Annotated in this window: 15 protein-coding genes; 10 read left to right on the top strand and 5 right to left on the bottom strand. The window is 67.4% G+C overall.

Going from position 1 to position 15117, the window contains the following annotated elements; genetic code table 11:
- Positions 1-24 precede the first annotated feature (24 nt).
- A complete protein-coding gene (locus tag ACFYO1_RS34990; protein ID WP_387240848.1) occupies positions 25-771 on the top strand; it encodes a class I SAM-dependent methyltransferase in 747 nt (248 codons plus the stop codon).
- On the opposite strand, the gene ACFYO1_RS34995 is transcribed toward ACFYO1_RS34990, so the two are convergent.
- From ACFYO1_RS34995 to ACFYO1_RS35005, 3 genes are read right to left on the bottom strand one after another with little or no spacing between them, the layout of a single operon-like run.
- A complete protein-coding gene (locus ACFYO1_RS34995; RefSeq protein WP_387240851.1) occupies positions 738-1898 on the bottom strand; it encodes a glycerate kinase in 1161 nt (386 codons plus the stop codon). The two genes, ACFYO1_RS34990 and ACFYO1_RS34995, sit on opposite strands and share 34 nt — an antisense overlap.
- A complete protein-coding gene (locus tag ACFYO1_RS35000; RefSeq protein WP_387240854.1) occupies positions 1895-3196 on the bottom strand; it encodes a 2-hydroxycarboxylate transporter family protein in 1302 nt (433 codons plus the stop codon). The genes ACFYO1_RS34995 and ACFYO1_RS35000 overlap by 4 nt, the downstream gene beginning before the upstream one ends.
- Entirely contained in the window at positions 3193-4293 is a 1101-nt protein-coding gene (locus ACFYO1_RS35005; protein WP_387240857.1) for a tartrate dehydrogenase, read from the bottom strand. The genes ACFYO1_RS35000 and ACFYO1_RS35005 overlap by 4 nt, the downstream gene beginning before the upstream one ends.
- Positions 4294-4436: 143 nt before the next feature.
- Between ACFYO1_RS35005 and ACFYO1_RS35010 the strand changes: the two genes are divergently transcribed.
- On the top strand, positions 4437-5345 hold the full coding sequence (locus ACFYO1_RS35010) for a LysR family transcriptional regulator (RefSeq protein ID WP_387240860.1): 909 nt from the start codon (positions 4437-4439) through the stop codon (positions 5343-5345).
- A 20-nt stretch (positions 5346-5365) separates the two neighbouring features.
- On the opposite strand, the gene ACFYO1_RS35015 is transcribed toward ACFYO1_RS35010, so the two are convergent.
- Positions 5366-5797, bottom strand: a complete 432-nt coding sequence (locus ACFYO1_RS35015; protein WP_364735709.1) for an SRPBCC family protein — start codon at positions 5795-5797, stop codon at positions 5366-5368.
- A gap of 637 nt (positions 5798-6434) precedes the next feature.
- On the opposite strand from ACFYO1_RS35015, the gene ACFYO1_RS35020 reads away from it, so the two are divergent.
- Genes ACFYO1_RS35020 through ACFYO1_RS35045 form a run of 6 tightly spaced genes read left to right on the top strand, consistent with a single transcriptional unit; the run spans position 6435 to position 11680 of the window.
- Positions 6435-7847 (top strand): ATP-binding protein, encoded by a 1413-nt coding sequence (locus ACFYO1_RS35020; protein ID WP_387240864.1) that lies wholly within the window; start codon positions 6435-6437, stop codon positions 7845-7847.
- Positions 7847-8272 carry a roadblock/LC7 domain-containing protein gene (locus ACFYO1_RS35025; protein ID WP_378722033.1) on the top strand — a complete coding sequence of 142 codons (426 nt, stop codon included), beginning with the start codon at positions 7847-7849 and terminating at the stop codon, positions 8270-8272. Before ACFYO1_RS35020 ends, ACFYO1_RS35025 begins: the two co-directional genes overlap by 1 nt.
- Positions 8269-8622, top strand: coding sequence for a DUF742 domain-containing protein (locus tag ACFYO1_RS35030; protein WP_150407764.1), 354 nt, complete (start codon positions 8269-8271; stop codon positions 8620-8622). The genes ACFYO1_RS35025 and ACFYO1_RS35030 overlap by 4 nt, the downstream gene beginning before the upstream one ends.
- Complete coding sequence (locus ACFYO1_RS35035; protein ID WP_387240868.1) at positions 8597-9202, top strand: ATP/GTP-binding protein; 606 nt, start codon at positions 8597-8599, stop codon at positions 9200-9202. Before ACFYO1_RS35030 ends, ACFYO1_RS35035 begins: the two co-directional genes overlap by 26 nt.
- On the top strand, positions 9199-10440 hold the full coding sequence (locus ACFYO1_RS35040) for a cytochrome P450 (protein WP_387240871.1): 1242 nt from the start codon (positions 9199-9201) through the stop codon (positions 10438-10440). Before ACFYO1_RS35035 ends, ACFYO1_RS35040 begins: the two co-directional genes overlap by 4 nt.
- 10 nt (positions 10441-10450) lie before the next feature.
- Positions 10451-11680 (top strand): cytochrome P450, encoded by a 1230-nt coding sequence (locus ACFYO1_RS35045; protein WP_387240874.1) that lies wholly within the window; start codon positions 10451-10453, stop codon positions 11678-11680.
- A gap of 52 nt (positions 11681-11732) precedes the next feature.
- Here the strand turns inward: ACFYO1_RS35045 and ACFYO1_RS35050 are convergent, their stop codons facing one another.
- Positions 11733-12539 carry an SAM-dependent methyltransferase gene (locus tag ACFYO1_RS35050; RefSeq protein ID WP_387240877.1) on the bottom strand — a complete coding sequence of 269 codons (807 nt, stop codon included), beginning with the start codon at positions 12537-12539 and terminating at the stop codon, positions 11733-11735.
- 171 nt (positions 12540-12710) lie between these two features.
- Here ACFYO1_RS35050 and ACFYO1_RS35055 point away from each other — a divergent pair, with 171 nt between their 5' ends.
- On the top strand, positions 12711-13085 hold the full coding sequence (locus ACFYO1_RS35055; protein WP_387240880.1) for a VOC family protein: 375 nt from the start codon (positions 12711-12713) through the stop codon (positions 13083-13085).
- A 332-nt stretch (positions 13086-13417) separates the two neighbouring features.
- On the top strand, positions 13418-14992 hold the full coding sequence (locus ACFYO1_RS35060; RefSeq protein ID WP_387240883.1) for a Na+/H+ antiporter: 1575 nt from the start codon (positions 13418-13420) through the stop codon (positions 14990-14992).
- Positions 14993-15117: the final 125 nt, after the last annotated feature.

Below are 15117 nucleotides of genomic sequence, written 5' to 3' on the forward strand. Positions count from 1 at the left end.
CATCGGATACCGCCGGGCGCGCCGATGACCGTCTACGACACAACCGGCCGCACGTATTCCCGGACCCGCCACCCGGATCCGCGCATCACGAACACGATCGCGACCGCACTGCGCGGAATGCGCACGATAGTGAACATCGGCGCCGGCACCGGTTCATACGAGCCGAGCCGAACGGTGCTCGCCGTCGAGCCCAGCCTCGTGATGATCGCGCAACGCCCGGTGAGCGCGGCGCCAGCAGTGCGGGCGACCGCCGAACACCTACCGCTGCGCACGGATTCGGTGGACGCGGCACTCGCCGTGCTCACCATTCATCACTGGACCGACCTGGAGCGCGGCATCGCCGAGATGACCCGGGTCGCTCGCCACCGCGTCGCGATCCTCACGTGGGATCACCAGGTGTACCGCCAGTTCTGGCTGGTCCGCGACTACTTACCCGCGGCCGCCGACACCGATGGGAAGCTCGCCGTCGCACTGCCCCGGCTCACGGCCTTGCTGAAAAATGCGGAGATCCAACCGATCCCGGTGCCACACGATTGTGTGGACGGCTTCGGCGGCGCCTACTGGCGCAGGCCCGAAGCGTATCTCGACGAAACAGTCCAGGCGGGCATGTCGATGCTGGCGTTGACGCCGAAACCCCTACTGCGACCGGGATTGTCCCGCTTACGGCAGGACTTGGCGACCGGCGAATGGCACTCCCGATACGCCGACCTCCTCGATCGGCCGGAACTCGACCTGGGCTATCGCCTGGTCACCGCCGACCTGCCGAGCTGACCGGAGGAGACTCGCTCCAGCAACAGGGCGCGCCCGATGTCACCACCGATGCGCACGAGCAATTCGGCCGTCAGCGCCGGATCACCCGCCGTATCCCGATCGGTGTAGTCGGTGAGCGCGTAGACGCCGGCGAAACCACCACGCCCCCAGCGATTTCCCGCGACTTCACTACGCCCCGCAACCGCGACAACCGGCACCGGCGCGGCCCGCCGAGCGACAACCGCCGGCAGCTTCCCGTGTTCGGTCTGCGCGTCGAGACTTCCCTCACCGGTAACGACCAGATCCGTCTCGGCACAATGCCGATCGAAGTCCAGCAGATCGAGGAAGAACTCCGCCCCGGAGTGCATCCGAGCCCCGAGCAGCAGCGCGGCGAAGCCGATCCCACCCGCACTGCCCGCACCGGGCAGCGCGGCAAGCCGGTGGGTCTCCGGAAAACCATTGCGGCACAACATGTCCACTAGATGCCGGAGCCCGCGATCGAGCAGGCACACGGCGGCCGGGTCGGCCCCCTTCTGCGGCCCGTACACCGCGGCCGCCCCTTCGAATCCGGTCAGCGGATTGGTGACATCACCGGCCACCAGCAGGTCGACGGGCGGTAAGCGCACGGCCGCAGCCGTATCGATCGCGGCGATGTCGAGCAGCGCCCGGCCGCTGGGCGGCAGCACCCGCCCCGCGGCGTCGAGAAAGCGAAACCCGAAGGCGGTGAGCAACCCCATACCGCCATCCGTGCTCGCGCTACCTCCCAGCGCCAGCACCACCTGACCCGGGTCCCACCGCAATGCCTGCCGAATCACCTGCCCCAGACCGAGACTCGACGCATCCAGCGCCTGCGGACGGCCACCGGGCAGCGTGGCCAGCCCGCAGGTATTCGCCACCTCGACCACCACGGTGTCCCCGCGCACCGCCAGCGCGGCCCGCCGCGGCGTCCCGAGGGCGCCCGCGACAGTGCACGAACGCCCCGAGAACCCCGCCGCGACAGCAGCATCCACGCTGCCGTCCCCGCCGTCCGCCAGCGGCAGTCGCCTGCCCTCGACACCGGCGTCGGCCAGCCCGAGGGCGAGCCGGCGCGCGACCTCGGCCGCGCTCAGGCTCCCCTTGAACTTGTCCGGCGCAACCAGAACCCTCATCCTTCGAGCACCCTGATCAGCGCCGCCGCCGAGATCACCGTCGTGACCCCGCCGATCCGCGTCGAGATCTGCGCGAACGGCATCAGATTCATCCGGTTCGACGCCGAAAGTATTGCCACATCCCCGGTTCCACCGAGCCCACTGTGGCACACCGTCACCAACGAGGCATCGATCGGATACATCCCGATCGCCCGCCCCACCCAGAACCCGGTGGCGGCCATGGCAATCACCACGCCGATACACGCGGCCACATAGCCCACCGAGATCACCCCCATGATGTTCTTCAACGGCAGATACAGCATGCCCAGCCCGATCATCGTCGGATAGATGAAGTGCCGCGCGATGACCGTGTAGATCCCGCGCACGCTGTCCTCCACCTCGGCCGGAAACACACCGAACAGCTTGCAGAGCACCGACATGATGATCACCAGCACCGGCGCGGGCAGGTGCACGACCCGCTCCAGCAGCGTGGCCAGCACGAAGAGCCCGCAGATGAGCAGCACGCCCAGCGCATGATTGCGACCCGCCCCGGCGGTCTCCGGCAGCGCGGCCGGGGGAGTGATCTCCGGCGCCGGCACCTTCACCAGCTGACCACCGCCGTCGAGTTGCGGCCGCCGATCCCCGAGCCTGCGCAACAACCCCGCGATGATCACGGCCGCGATGTTGCCGATGATCGCCGCCGGAATCAGCTCCGCCACATAACTTCCCGGCTCCCCGCCCAACGCCGACGCGTAGGCCGAGGACAGCGGAATCACCCCTTCCCCGATCCCGCCCCCGATGATCGGCACCACGATGTAGAACAGCGCCCGGTGAAAGCCGTACCCGAACGCCATCGCCACCCCGATCCCCACCGACACCGCGGCGACCGTCCCGAGGACCAGCGGCGGGAAGATGCGAATCAGCCCGCCCACCATCACCTTCCGGCTCATCCCGAGGATGCTGCCCACCACCAGCGTGCTGATGACGAAGTAGAGGAAGTTCGCCTCCTTCATCAGCGCGTTGACCCCGGCCAGCGTATTCGCGTTGAACACACCGAAATACACCAGCACCGACGGCACCATCAGGCAGATCAGTGCTCCGCCACCAATCTTCGAGATCACCGGCAGCCGATTCCCCAGCGGCCCGAGCAGCATCCCGAGCCCGACGATCACCGCCAGCCCGCCGATCATGTTCTTCGGCACCGAGTCGAATACCCCCGCCGTCAGCACCCCCGCGGTGAGCACGATCGGCACGACCAGCGGAATCCCGTCCAGCGTCGGCAGCGTGAACGACCGCGCGGTCTTCGCTTGCAGACTCATGACCGGCACACCATCGAGGCCGCCGACTCGAGCTCCGCCCGCACTTGCCCGCCCACGGATTCCGTCGTCGCGGTCCCGCCCATATCCGGGGTCAGCGCCGACTTCCCCTGAGTCAGCACCGTTTCGATCGCCGCGACCACCGCATCGGCCGCGGCCTGCTCCCCGAGATGCTCCAGCATCATCGCCCCGCTCCAGATCTGGCCGATCGGGTTGGCGATCCCGAGTCCGGCGATATCCGGCGCGGACCCGTGCACCGGTTCGAACAAACTCGGAAACAGCCGCTCCGGGTTGATGTTTCCGCCCGGTGCGATGCCGATCGTCCCGGTACACGCGGGACCGAGATCGGAGAGAATATCGCCGAACAGATTGCTCGCGACGACGACATCGAACCAGTCCGGATGCAACACGAAATTGGCCGTCAGAATATCGATGTGATACTTGTCCACCTCGACATCAGGATAATCCGCCGCCATGGCGGCGACCCGTTCGTCCCAATAGGGCATCGTGATCGAAATACCGTTGCTCTTGGTCGCCGAGGTGAGATGCCCCTTGGGCCGCCGCCGCGCGAGTTCGAAAGCGTACTTCAGGATTCGGTCGACGCCCGTCCTGGTCATCACCGTCTCCTGGATCACCGTCTCCCGGTCGGTCCCCTCGAAGATCTTGCCGCCGATACTCGAGTACTCGCCCTCGGTGTTCTCCCTGACCACGTAGAAGTCCACGTCACCGGGTTCGCGCCCGGCGAGTGGGCTGCTGATTCCGCGCAGCAGCCGGACCGGCCGCAGGCTCACGTACTGATCGAAATGCCGCCGGAACTGCAACAGGCTGCCCCACAGCGAAATATGGTCCGGCACCACCTCCGGCCAGCCCACCGCCCCGAAGAAGATCGCGTCGAACCCCACCAGTTCCTCGAACCACCGATCCGGCAGCATTTGCCCGGTCGCGGTGTAATACTCCGCGCTGGCGAAGTCGAACTCGGTGAAATCGAGAGTGAAGTCGAATGCGGCCGCAGCGGCCTCCAGCACCCGAACTCCCTGCGGCACGACTTCTTTGCCGATGCCGTCTCCCGGAATGACGGCAATGCGGTGCGTTGAACCCATCGTGGCGTGCTCCGATCTCGTGGATATCGGCCCCGGAATACGTTGGTGTGGGGCCGATCACAACAGTAGGCTCGGATATTCTGCGGCAAAAGCACGCAACGAGAAAGAGACTCTTTCCCGATCGGAAAGACGAGGAGGCCGCCGTGTCGTCCACCGACGACGTCACCTTTTTCGACATCGTCGCCCGTTCCCGCAGCCTGACCGAGGCGGCCCGCGAGTTCGGCGTCTCGGTGTCCTCGGTGAGCAAGCGGCTCGCGCAGATGGAGGCCAGGCTCGGCGTGCTGCTCGTGCAGCGCAGCACCCGGCGGCTGACCCTGACCCCGGAGGGGGAGCGCTACGCCGCCGGCGCCTCGGTGATCGCGGCTCAGCTCGAGGAGCTGGAGGATTCGATCGCCGAGCAACAGCACGAACTGCGTGGCCGCGTCCACGTCCGCTCCACGATCGGCCTCGGCCGCGCCCATATCGCCCCGCTGGTCGCGGAGTTCGTCGAGCGCAACCCCAGAGTGCAAGTGGATCTGGAACTCTCGTCGCTGCCGCTCAACATCGCGGGCACCGGCTTCGACATCGACATCCGGGTCGGCGCACTCCAGGATTCGCGACTGACCGCGACCAGGCTGTGGGTCAACCGCCGTGTGCTCTGCGCGTCACCGGAGTACTTGCGGCGCAACGGAACCCCCGCGGGCCTCGAGGAACTCGAGCGGCACAACTGCATCATCCTGCGCGAGAACGAATCCGACTACGCGCTGTGGCGCTTCCAGACCGGCGACAAGGAACTCGCCATCCGGGTGGCGGGCAACCTGATCAGCAACGACGGCGACGTCATCACCCAGTGGTGCCTGGCCGGCCGCGGCCTGGTGATGCGCTCGCTCTGGCACGTCGAGCCCCTGCTGCGCGACGGCTCGCTCATCCAGGTGCTGCCCGATATTCAGACCCCGAGCGCCGACATCGCCGCCGTGTACGCCGCGGCGGCACCGTTACCGCGCCGGACCCGCGCCGTCATCGATCATCTGAAGGCCGGCCTCGGCCGGCGAATCACCGCGGCGGCGCGGTAACGCCTGTCGCAGAGCCGGTTTCAGCCGTAGAGCGCGACGAACTTGTCCAGCGAGCGCTCGATGTCGCCCTTCACCGCCCGCGCCACCCCGGCCCCGATCGGGCCGAACAACGGCCTGCCACCGAGCTCGATGTCGACCGTCACCTCCGACCCGGTGCCCTTCGGCGCCACCAGCAGCTCGAGCCCGAGCTTGGTCCCGCCCTTGCCCGCACCCGTCAGCAACAGCCGCCGCGGCGCCTCGGCGGCCTTCACCGTCCACGTCACCCGATTCCGCAGCCCCTTCACCGAGGCCACGCCGACCAGTTGCGTGCCGACCGTCAACTGTTCCGGCACCTCGCTGCGCCATGCCTCGTGCATGGTCAGCCACTTGTCCAGGTCGGCCAGATTGGACGTGTGCGACCACGCGTCCTCGGGCGAGATCGGCACATCGACGGAGACCTTCAGCTTTGCCATGGCCGCATAGTATCCGGTACCCGCGGTTCGCCATAGTTGACGTAGGCGAGAGCGCTTTACCTCTCTGGGCGACATTCGGGCAACCACCGCAAGGTTCGCGTCCAGGATCACCCAGACGATTCCGGCTGAAACAAACTGGTCGTTCCAGCAAACTTCTGGTCGCTACCAACCGCTAATACCCTGTTCTCCCACCGGCTTCGGATAGGCGCGGTTGACGGCATGCGCGTGATATGCGGCACCACAGATAGATCCGATGATGTGTCCTCTATCGCCGCGCCGGAAAGCCCCCTGGTCACCGCGTGGCAAGCGGCCGTGATCACCAGTGGCGCAGCATTATTGCGCATCCCGGCGCACTCGTCATCTGATGTCTGCAAACGCAATCATGTGACTGGATCTGGCGAGAACTGGTTGCATAGCTGCTAATGTCGCAGCGTCGGGTTCTGGTAACTGTTCGGACACAATCTGTTGTTCGATCGGTCGCCGGTCCTCCGGCGTGGACCAGATCCGACCAGGGTGTGCTGGTCGGCGTCGCGAGGAAGGCGAGACGAAGCACAATGACGGACAGACCACGCGCTCTCGCGCCTGCGCACTCGCAAGCGCACCCGATCCTCGGCGGCAATCGACGACGAAAGAACTGATGAATCAAGATATCGCCGTGGTGCTTTCATGGATCCTCGCCGCTGCCCTCGTGATAGTGGCAGCAGTCGCGCTGTACGCGGTGCAGTACGCGAAACGGCAGCGGGCAAGGGCCGAAGCACTCAGCAGAGAGCAGAGAGCAGCGGAGGAAGCCGTCGAGCACTTCGCGACCACCACGCTGCCGGCCGTCGCGGAGTCGATCAGACGCTTCGACAGCCAGGCGCCGACGGTGGAAGTGCCGCCGGGCCTGGAGAATTCACGCATCGCGCAGGTGTTGCGGTGGATCGCCGAGCGATACGCCGACGACCTGAGCCTGCTGCGGTCGGAGACCAGGGACCAGACCAACCACGAGGCGCAGCAGGCGATCAAGGTCGCCGAGGACAAGGTGCGCGGCGAGGTGTCGACCGCGTCCAGGCAGGCGACCAGTGCGGCCGTGCGCTCGTTCGGCACGTCCGTGGTCAGTCTCGGCGCCGACGTCAGCCAGGTGGTCAGCTCCGCGCTGCGTGAGCACCGCAACGACGAGGTGTACGAAACCCTCACCCGCATCGACCACACCGTGCAGCAGATGATCCGCCAGGCGCAGTCCTACGTGATCGTCTGCGGCGGCCTGCCCGGCCGGCGCTGGCCCGCCCAGTCGCTCACCGACGTGGTCGGTGGCGCGGTCGGCCGCGTGCGCGACTACCTGCGGGTGCGCCCCACCCAGCTCGACCGGGTGGTGATCAGCCGTGCGGTGGAGCCGCTCGTGCACACCCTGGCCACCCTGCTCGACAACGCGTTGCGCTATTCGCCGCCGACCTCGTACGTGGATGTCTCCTTCCAGGAGGGGCACCACGGCGTCACCGTGATCATCGACGACGCGGGCGTGCGGATGAACGCCGAGCAGATGGAAGAGGCGCGCCAGGTGCTCGCGCACGAGCGCTCGGTCGACATCCACCAGCTCGGCCCCTCGCCCAAGGTCGGCTTCCCCGGCATCGCCGCGCTCGCCCGCCGCTACGGCTTCACCGTCTACATCGACGGCCCGAACGTCTACGGCGGCATGCGCGCGATGGTCTACATCCCCGAGGCACTGCTGATGACCCCGCAGCCCGGCCAGCACGAGGCCGTGCCCGCGCGCGCGGTCGAGATTCCCGCCGAACCCGCTCCCGCAGCGGTCACGACGACCGCGTCACACCGGGCACCGGAGAGCGAAGAGCCCAGTGAGAGTGAGCCATTCGCCGTGCACGAGATCACCAACGGCGGCTTACCGAAGCGGCGCCGCCGAACGGTCGCGCTGGCTCCGGTCGGTCCGCGTACCGAACCCGGCCTCGCCCGGCCCGATGTGGCCGCGGCCTGGCACACCGGTTCGCAGAGCGGCCGCGCTGCCGCCGGCGAACAGTCCGACAATTCCGATCACACGGAAGGGATGACATCCTGATGGCCACACCCGTGACCGACAGCAGCAACAAGCTGGGCTGGCTACTCGAAGACCTCAGCGTCCCGGGCGTCAGATTCTCGGTCCTCCTGTCCGAAGACGGTTTACGGATCGCGCATTCCGCGGGTATCGAACGCGATCAGGCGGAGCGCTTCTCCGCCGCCGCGTCCGGACTGCGCTCGCTCGGTAAGGCGCTCGGCGAGTTCTGCGGGGACGGCGTCAACGGTGTGCGGCAGAACATGACCGAGTACGACCAGGGCATGATCCTGATCACCGCGGCCGGCGACGGCGCGCTGCTCGGGGTCGCGACCACGCCCGAGATCGACGTCGCGCTCATCGCGCACCGGATGAACGAACTCGCCGGCCGGGTCGGACACGAGCTGGGCAGCCAGCCGCGCAGGCGTGTCGATGGTGGCGAATTGCCATGACATCACGGGCCCGGCGTGATCCCGACCTGGTTCGGGCGTACGTGCGCACCGGGGGACGCACCCGTCCCACTCGCGAGTTGGACCTGGTCACTCTGGTCCGTGCCGCAAAGGACCCATCGCCGGGTGCCACGCCCGACGCACGCCGGGTCATCAATCTCTGTAGCCGCCGAGGCACGTTATCGATCGCCGAGATCGCCGCGTACCTCGATCTTCCGCCGTCCGTTGTCAAGATCGTCGCGGCCGATCTGATGGACAACGGCCACCTGGTCACACCTACGCCGGCGGAAAACCTGCCGGAGATCGCTCTGCTCGAGGAGGTACTTAATGGGCTCCGTGCTCTCGCCGTCTGATCGTCCAGTCGACTATGTGCCGGAGACCGTTACCCGTTCCGTAAAACTGTTGGTGGCAGGCAATTTCGGGGTCGGCAAGACCACCTTCGTGAGCAGCGTCTCGGAGATCAAGCCGCTGCGCACCGAGGAGACGATCACCGAGGCCAGCGTCGGCGTCGACGACATGGCCGGCCTGCCCGGTAAATCGCAAACGACCGTGGCGATGGACTTCGGCCGCATCACGCTCAATCCGCAACTGGCGCTGTACCTGTTCGGTACGCCGGGCCAGCAGCGGTTCGTCCCGTTATGGGAGGAACTGGCCCGCGGCGCGCTCGGCGCGCTGGTGCTGGTCGACACCCGGCGCATCGAGAAGTCCGACGAGGTGCTCTCGGTGCTCGAGGAGCGCGGGGTGCCGTATTCGGTGGCGGTCAATCAGTTCGAAGGCTTCAAGAACTTCCCGTTGAGCGAGGTCCGCGACGCGCTGGACCTGGCCCCCGAAACACCGCTCACCTCCCTGGACGCGCGCGACCGGGGCACCTGCCTGCGGTCCCTGATCACGCTCGTCGAATTCCTGTTCCATCGTCAGGAGTCACGACTTTGACCACGCCCCCGCGTTCCTGCCCGGTCCAGCACGGATCACCGATCGACACCGAAGGCCCCCGGGTGTCGCTGTACTCGGAGGAATTCGCCGCCGACCCGCACCTGGCCTACCGTGAGATGCGCCGCCAATACGGCTCATTGGTGCCGGTGAACTTGGCCCCGGACGTGCCGGCCACGCTGGTGATCGGCTACCACACCGCGCTGCGCATCCTCAACGATCCCGAGCACTTCCCGGCCGATCCGCGCACCTGGCAGAAGGGCGTGCCCGGCGAGTGCCCGATCCTGCCCATGCTGGAGTGGCGGCCGAACGCACTGCGCAGCGCGGGCCTGGACCACAGCAAGTACCGGCAGGCCAACGTGGCCGCCATCGCCGAGGTCGACCTGCACAGCCTGCACGCCACCGTCGAGCGGATCGCCATCCCGCTGATCAACGCGTTCTGCCAGGACGGCGCCGCGGACCTGATCAGCCAGTACGCCTTTCCGCTCACCTTCGCGGTGCTCAACGCGGTGCTCGGCTGCTCGCCGGAGATCGGCCAGCAGGTCGCCACCGGTATGGCCGCGATCTTCGAGGGCGTCAACGCGGACAAGGGCAACGCCATGCTCACCGACGCGCTGTTCGAGCTGGTGAACACCAAGCGCAAGGAGCCGGGCGACGACATCACCTCGCGGCTGCTCGCGCATCCGGCCAAGCTCGACGACGTGGAGATGATCCATCAGCTGGTCACCCTGTACGGCGCGGGCATCGAGCCGCAGCAGAACCTGATCGTCAACACGCTGCTGCTCATGCTCACCGACGACCGGTTCGCCGGAAACGTTCTGGGCGGCAGTCTTTCGACCCGCGACGCCCTCGACGAGGTGCTGTTCACCGACCCGCCGATGGCGAACTACTGCGTGTCCTACCCGCGTCAGCCCATCCTCATCGACGGTGTCTGGCTGCCCGCCCATCAGCCGGTCGTGATCAGCATGTCCGGCTGCAACAACGATCCGACCATCAGTGTCGGTGAGTACGTGGATAATCGATCGCATCTGGCTTGGAGCGTCGGACCGCACGCCTGCCCCGCCCGGTCGATGGCCTACCTCATCGTGCAGGACGCCATCGATCAGCTCCTCGATGCGTTGCCCGAGTTGGGACTTGCCGTCGCCCCGGGTGAATTGTCTTGGCGGCCAGGTCCTTTCCATCGAGCGCTGGTCTCCCTCCCGGTAGTCTTCCCTAAGTCACCACCGTTGAACGTGTTTTAAGGAGACCCCGATGGACACCGAGCCTCTAGTCCTAGACCCGGCGGGCACCGACATCCAGGGCGAGGCGGCTCGCTTGCGCGAGCGCGGCCCGGCGACCCTGGTCGAGTTGCCCGGCGGCGTGCGCGCCTGGTCGATCACCGACGCCGACCTGCTCAAGCGGCTGCTCGTCGATCCCAAAGTGTCCAAAGATGCCAGACAGCATTGGCCCGCGTTCGCCAATGGCGAAGTGCCGCAGGATTGGCCGTTGTTCCTGTGGGTCGCGGTGAACAACATGTTCACCGCGTACGGCGCGGATCATCGCCGACTACGTAAGCTCGTCGCTCCCGCGTTCACCCACCGGCGCACCGAGGCGATGCGCCCGCAGATCACCCGGATCGTCGAGCGGCTCATCGCCGAGCTCGCGGCCGTCCCCGCCGGCGAAGTGGTCGATCTGCGTGAGGGTTTCGCGTACCCGGTGCCGATCGAGGTCATCTCCGAGCTGATGGGCGTGCCGGAAACGCTGAACCCCGGCCTGCGCAAGTGCGTCGACGGCATCTTCGACACCGCCCTCGGCCCGGAGGAGTCGCAGGCCAACTACATGGAGATGTACCGCATCCTCGGCGAGCTGGTGGCCTTCCGGCGGGAGAACCCGGGCGATGACATGACCAGCCTGCTGATCTCGCATCGCAGCGAGGACGACGGTTCCAAGCTGACCGAGCAGGAGCTCATCGACACGCTGCTGCTGGTCATCAGCGCCGGCCACGAGACCACGGTCAACCTGCTCGACCAGGCGATCTACGCGCTGATCACCCGGCCGGAGCAGCGGGCCACGGTGCTCGACGGCAAGGTGGGCTGGGCCGATTTGATCGAGGAGGCACTGCGGTTCGAGGCGCCCGTCGCGCACCTGCCGTTGCGATTCGCGGTGGACGACATCGACCTCGAGGGTGTGCGGATCGCCAAGGGTGATCCGATCCTGCCGGCCTACGCGGCGGCGAACCGGGACCCGAAGGTGCACGGCGATACCGCCGACGAGTTCGACGTCACCCGGGTTACCAAGGACCACTTGGCTTTCGGGCACGGCGTGCACCACTGCCTCGGCGCGCCGCTGGCCCGGCTGGAAGCGGCGGTCGCGCTCCCCGCCATCTTCGAGCGGTTCCCGAACATGCGCCTGGCCGCGGACCCGTCCGAGCTGGGCACCGTGGTCAGCTTCATCTCCAACGGGCACGGCAAGCTGCCGGTGATCTTGGAGCCCCTCGACTAGAACAGGATTCGAACCCAGGGGTGCCGCGGGCCGCGACACCCCTTTCGCATGTCTACACCTTGCGCGCCAGCCCGGTCACGATCAGCTGCTCCCAGATGGTCAATTCGCGCTCTTCCTTGTCGACCGCCGCCAGATCCGGCCGCCAGCTCGCGCAGGGCACGATGCCGGGCTCGACGAGCTCCAGTTCGCCGAACAGCGCCGCGATCTCCGCGTCGGTACGCCAGCGTCCGCGCCCGAACGTCGCCTGGAGCTTCTGCTCGGCCGCCGCTGTCTCTCGATTGCCGCCCGAGCGGAAGTGCGAGATGTACACCATGCTCCCGGTCGCCAGCTGGTCGATCCAGTAGCGCACCACCGCGGCCGGGTCCTCGTCGTCGTTGAGGTGGTGCAGGATCGCGCTGAAGATGACCGCGACCGGCCGGTCGAAATCGATCATCTCGACCACCTCGCGATGCTCCCGAATCGTGCGCGGGTCCCGCAGATCGGCCTGGAACACGGTGGTGCCGGTATCGGTGGCCAGCAGCGCGCGGCCGTGCGCGAGGACGATCGGATCGTTGTCGACGTAGACCACCTTGGCGTCGGGCGCGTGGCGGCGCGCGACCTGGTGCACGTTGTCCGCGGTGGGTAGCCCGCTGCCGAGGTCGACGAACTGCCGCACCCCGTCGCGGGCGAGGTCGCGGACCGCACGGATCAGCGCCTGCCGGTTGCCGGCGGCGATCGCCACCGAGCCGGGCAGATTGTTCTTGAAATGGTCGCCGATCGCCCGGTCGACGGCGAAGTTGTCCTTCCCGCCGAGCAGGTAGTCGTACACTCGCGCGATGCTCGGCTTGGATTGGTCGATCACGTGCGTCAGGTCGGTCATGCGGTGCCCCCGATGATGGATTGTGTAGGTCTCATCGTAGAAGGACGCGCGGCGGACCGAACCTCGAGTCTTATTTGAACACAACATGTTTCATCATCGAACGGCCTCCGGCATGTTTGCCGGCCGGGTGGCCGGGTAGGCGACGAGGATGCCGACCGAAGGAGATTTCGCATGACATCAACCGGACCGGTGGGGCGTCTGCGCAGCGTGGTGCTCGATTGCCCGGAGCCGCGCAAGCTCGCCGAGTTCTACATCGGCCTGCTCGGCCTCGAACTGACCGAGGACGAGGACGACACCTGGGTGGTCACCGTGGACGGCGAGGGCAGGCGGACCGTGTTCCAGTCCGCGCCCGAATACCGGCCGCCGCGTTTTCCCGATCCCGAAGCGTCCCAGCAGATTCACTTCGACGTCCTGGTCGAAGACATCGAGCAGGCCGAACCGAAGGCGCTCGCGCTCGGGGCAAAACTGGTGCAGCCCAACGACAATGACCAATTCCGGGTCTATGCCGATCCGGTGGGCCACATCTTCTGCCTCATCTGGCTGTAGCGACCGCCGGAAGAACGCACCGCGAGACCGTAGGGTCTCGCGGTGCGTCGCGCTAGTTCGTGCTCGGACAGTCGGATCAGATCCCGATTAGGTCTAGCACTGAACGAACCCAGTGGCTAACCATGCCGATGATCATCGGAAGCTCCTTTCACCACTTCGGGGAACTGCGTCGTAAACACCAGATTGCCGCAGTCCGCCGCACCCCAAACAGCGATCGCCCGGACGTCCACCGGACATCTCGATCACCGCAGTGTCCGCTTGTGCGAACGCATCGAGGTTTCTCAGGGGAACCGGGTCGCTTTTCTCAGGGAGCGGATCAACACTGTGTGGGCGTGAGTCATCTGGAGTTGCCGTTTCTCGTGCTGTTCGGCACGATCCTCGCCCAGCCGATCGGGCGGCGGCTCGGCGTGGCGCCCGCCGTGTTGATGACCGCGTTCGGCTGCGTGCTCGCGTTGATCCCGGCGGTGCCGGAGGTGCGGGTCGCGCCGGATCTGATTCTGCCGCTGCTGCTTCCGCCGCTGCTGTACGCGGCCGCCCGGCGCACCTCGTGGCGGACGTTCGCGCAGAACTGGGGTGCGATCGCGCTCCAGGCGGTCGGGTTGGTGTTCGCCACGGCGGCGGTGGTCGCGGTGGTGGTGCGGCTGTGCGAGCCGGGTGTGCCGCTGGCCGCCGCGTTCGTGCTCGGCGCGCTGGTGGCCCCGCCCGACCCGGTGGCGGTCGGCGCGCTGGCCGGCCGGCTCGGGTTGCCGCGCAGGCTGGTCGCGGTGCTGGAGGGGGAGGGGCTGTTCAACGACGTCACCGCGATCGTGCTGTACGGGATCGCGGTGCAGGCGGTGTTCACCGGACAGTTCTCCGCCTGGTCGGCGGCCCTGGATTTCGTGATGTCCGCCGTGGCCGGCGTCGCGGTCGGGCTGGTGTTCGGCTGGGGCGGCAGCCGGCTGATGCGCCGGCTGGACGAGGCCGCGTGGCAGGTGGCGCTGGGTTTGGCGCTGCCATTCGCCGCCTATCGGCTGGCCGACGCCTGGGGCGGGTCGGCGGTGCTCGCGGTGCTGGTGTGCGCGCTGTATCTGACCGACGCGGCCTCGGATTTCGGCGACAGCAATTACCGGCTGATCGGCGACTCGTTCTGGTCGATCATCGAAATGCTGGTCACTGGAATCGCTTTCGGCCTGATCGGGCTGGAGCTGGCCACCGTGCTGCGCGACGTGGGGCCGGATTGGCCGCGCTTTCTCGGCGTTTCCGGCGCGGTGATCGCGGCGGTCGTCGGGGTCCGGCTGGCCTGGTCGATGGCGACCTGGGCGCTGTTCGGTCGCTGGTGGCGGCGCCGGGAGGCGGACGAGCCGTACACCTGGCGCGAAACCATGGTGACCTGGTGGGCTGGGCAGCGCGGTGTCGCCACCGTCGCGCTGGCCCTGGCCGTGCCGCTGACCACCGAGCCCGGCGCCGATTTCCCGTGGCGCAGCGGAATCCTGTTCACCGCTTTCGCTTTGGTGCTGTTCACGCTGTTGGTTCAGAGGCCGACGCTGTCGCTCGTGGTGCGCGCGACCGGGGTTCGCGTCGATACCGCGGCGGAGCGGAACCTGGAGCGCCAGCTGTGGGCGCGCATCCTGCGCGCCGAGCTCACCCGGTTGCACGAGGTCGCGCGCATCGAGAACCTGCCCGACGAGGTCTATGACCGATTGCACGCCGGCATCGAAAGACGGCTTGCCAGAGCCGATCCCGACGCGGCCGAGGACGCCAAGGCGGCGGCCGACCGGACCTTCCGGCTCAACCGCAAGCTCGATCGAATCAATCAGGAAGTACTGACGGCCGGGCGCACGGAGGCGATGGCCGCGCGCCGCGAGCCCGGCGTGCCACCGGATCTGGTCGACCGGGTCATGCGCCGCCTCGACCTGCGATCCCCGTAGCGGGCCGACCGGTCAGGACCGCCTTTTGGCATCCGAACAGCAAACAGCCCGGCGAAGCTCCCGAATCCGGGACCGGTCTGCTGCTACCGTCCGAGACCGTGACTACGGACAGCGTGGATGCGGCT

Source organism: Nocardia sp. NPDC006044, from assembly GCF_042871115.1.
Lineage (GTDB): Bacteria > Actinomycetota > Actinomycetes > Mycobacteriales > Mycobacteriaceae > Nocardia.

Coding starts and splice junctions, on each gene's coding strand:
- ACFYO1_RS34990 (WP_387240848.1), top strand. CDS start 25: ATGACCGTCTACGACACAACCGGCCGCACGTATTCCCGGACCCGCCAC.
- ACFYO1_RS34995 (WP_387240851.1), bottom strand. CDS start 1,898: ATGAGGGTTCTGGTTGCGCCGGACAAGTTCAAGGGGAGCCTGAGCGCG.
- ACFYO1_RS35000 (WP_387240854.1), bottom strand. CDS start 3,196: ATGAGTCTGCAAGCGAAGACCGCGCGGTCGTTCACGCTGCCGACGCTG.
- ACFYO1_RS35005 (WP_387240857.1), bottom strand. CDS start 4,293: ATGGGTTCAACGCACCGCATTGCCGTCATTCCGGGAGACGGCATCGGC.
- ACFYO1_RS35015 (WP_364735709.1), bottom strand. CDS start 5,797: ATGGCAAAGCTGAAGGTCTCCGTCGATGTGCCGATCTCGCCCGAGGAC.
- ACFYO1_RS35020 (WP_387240864.1), top strand. CDS start 6,435: ATGAATCAAGATATCGCCGTGGTGCTTTCATGGATCCTCGCCGCTGCC.
- ACFYO1_RS35025 (WP_378722033.1), top strand. CDS start 7,847: ATGGCCACACCCGTGACCGACAGCAGCAACAAGCTGGGCTGGCTACTC.
- ACFYO1_RS35030 (WP_150407764.1), top strand. CDS start 8,269: ATGACATCACGGGCCCGGCGTGATCCCGACCTGGTTCGGGCGTACGTG.
- ACFYO1_RS35035 (WP_387240868.1), top strand. CDS start 8,597: ATGGGCTCCGTGCTCTCGCCGTCTGATCGTCCAGTCGACTATGTGCCG.
- ACFYO1_RS35045 (WP_387240874.1), top strand. CDS start 10,451: ATGGACACCGAGCCTCTAGTCCTAGACCCGGCGGGCACCGACATCCAG.
- ACFYO1_RS35050 (WP_387240877.1), bottom strand. CDS start 12,539: ATGACCGACCTGACGCACGTGATCGACCAATCCAAGCCGAGCATCGCG.
- ACFYO1_RS35055 (WP_387240880.1), top strand. CDS start 12,711: ATGACATCAACCGGACCGGTGGGGCGTCTGCGCAGCGTGGTGCTCGAT.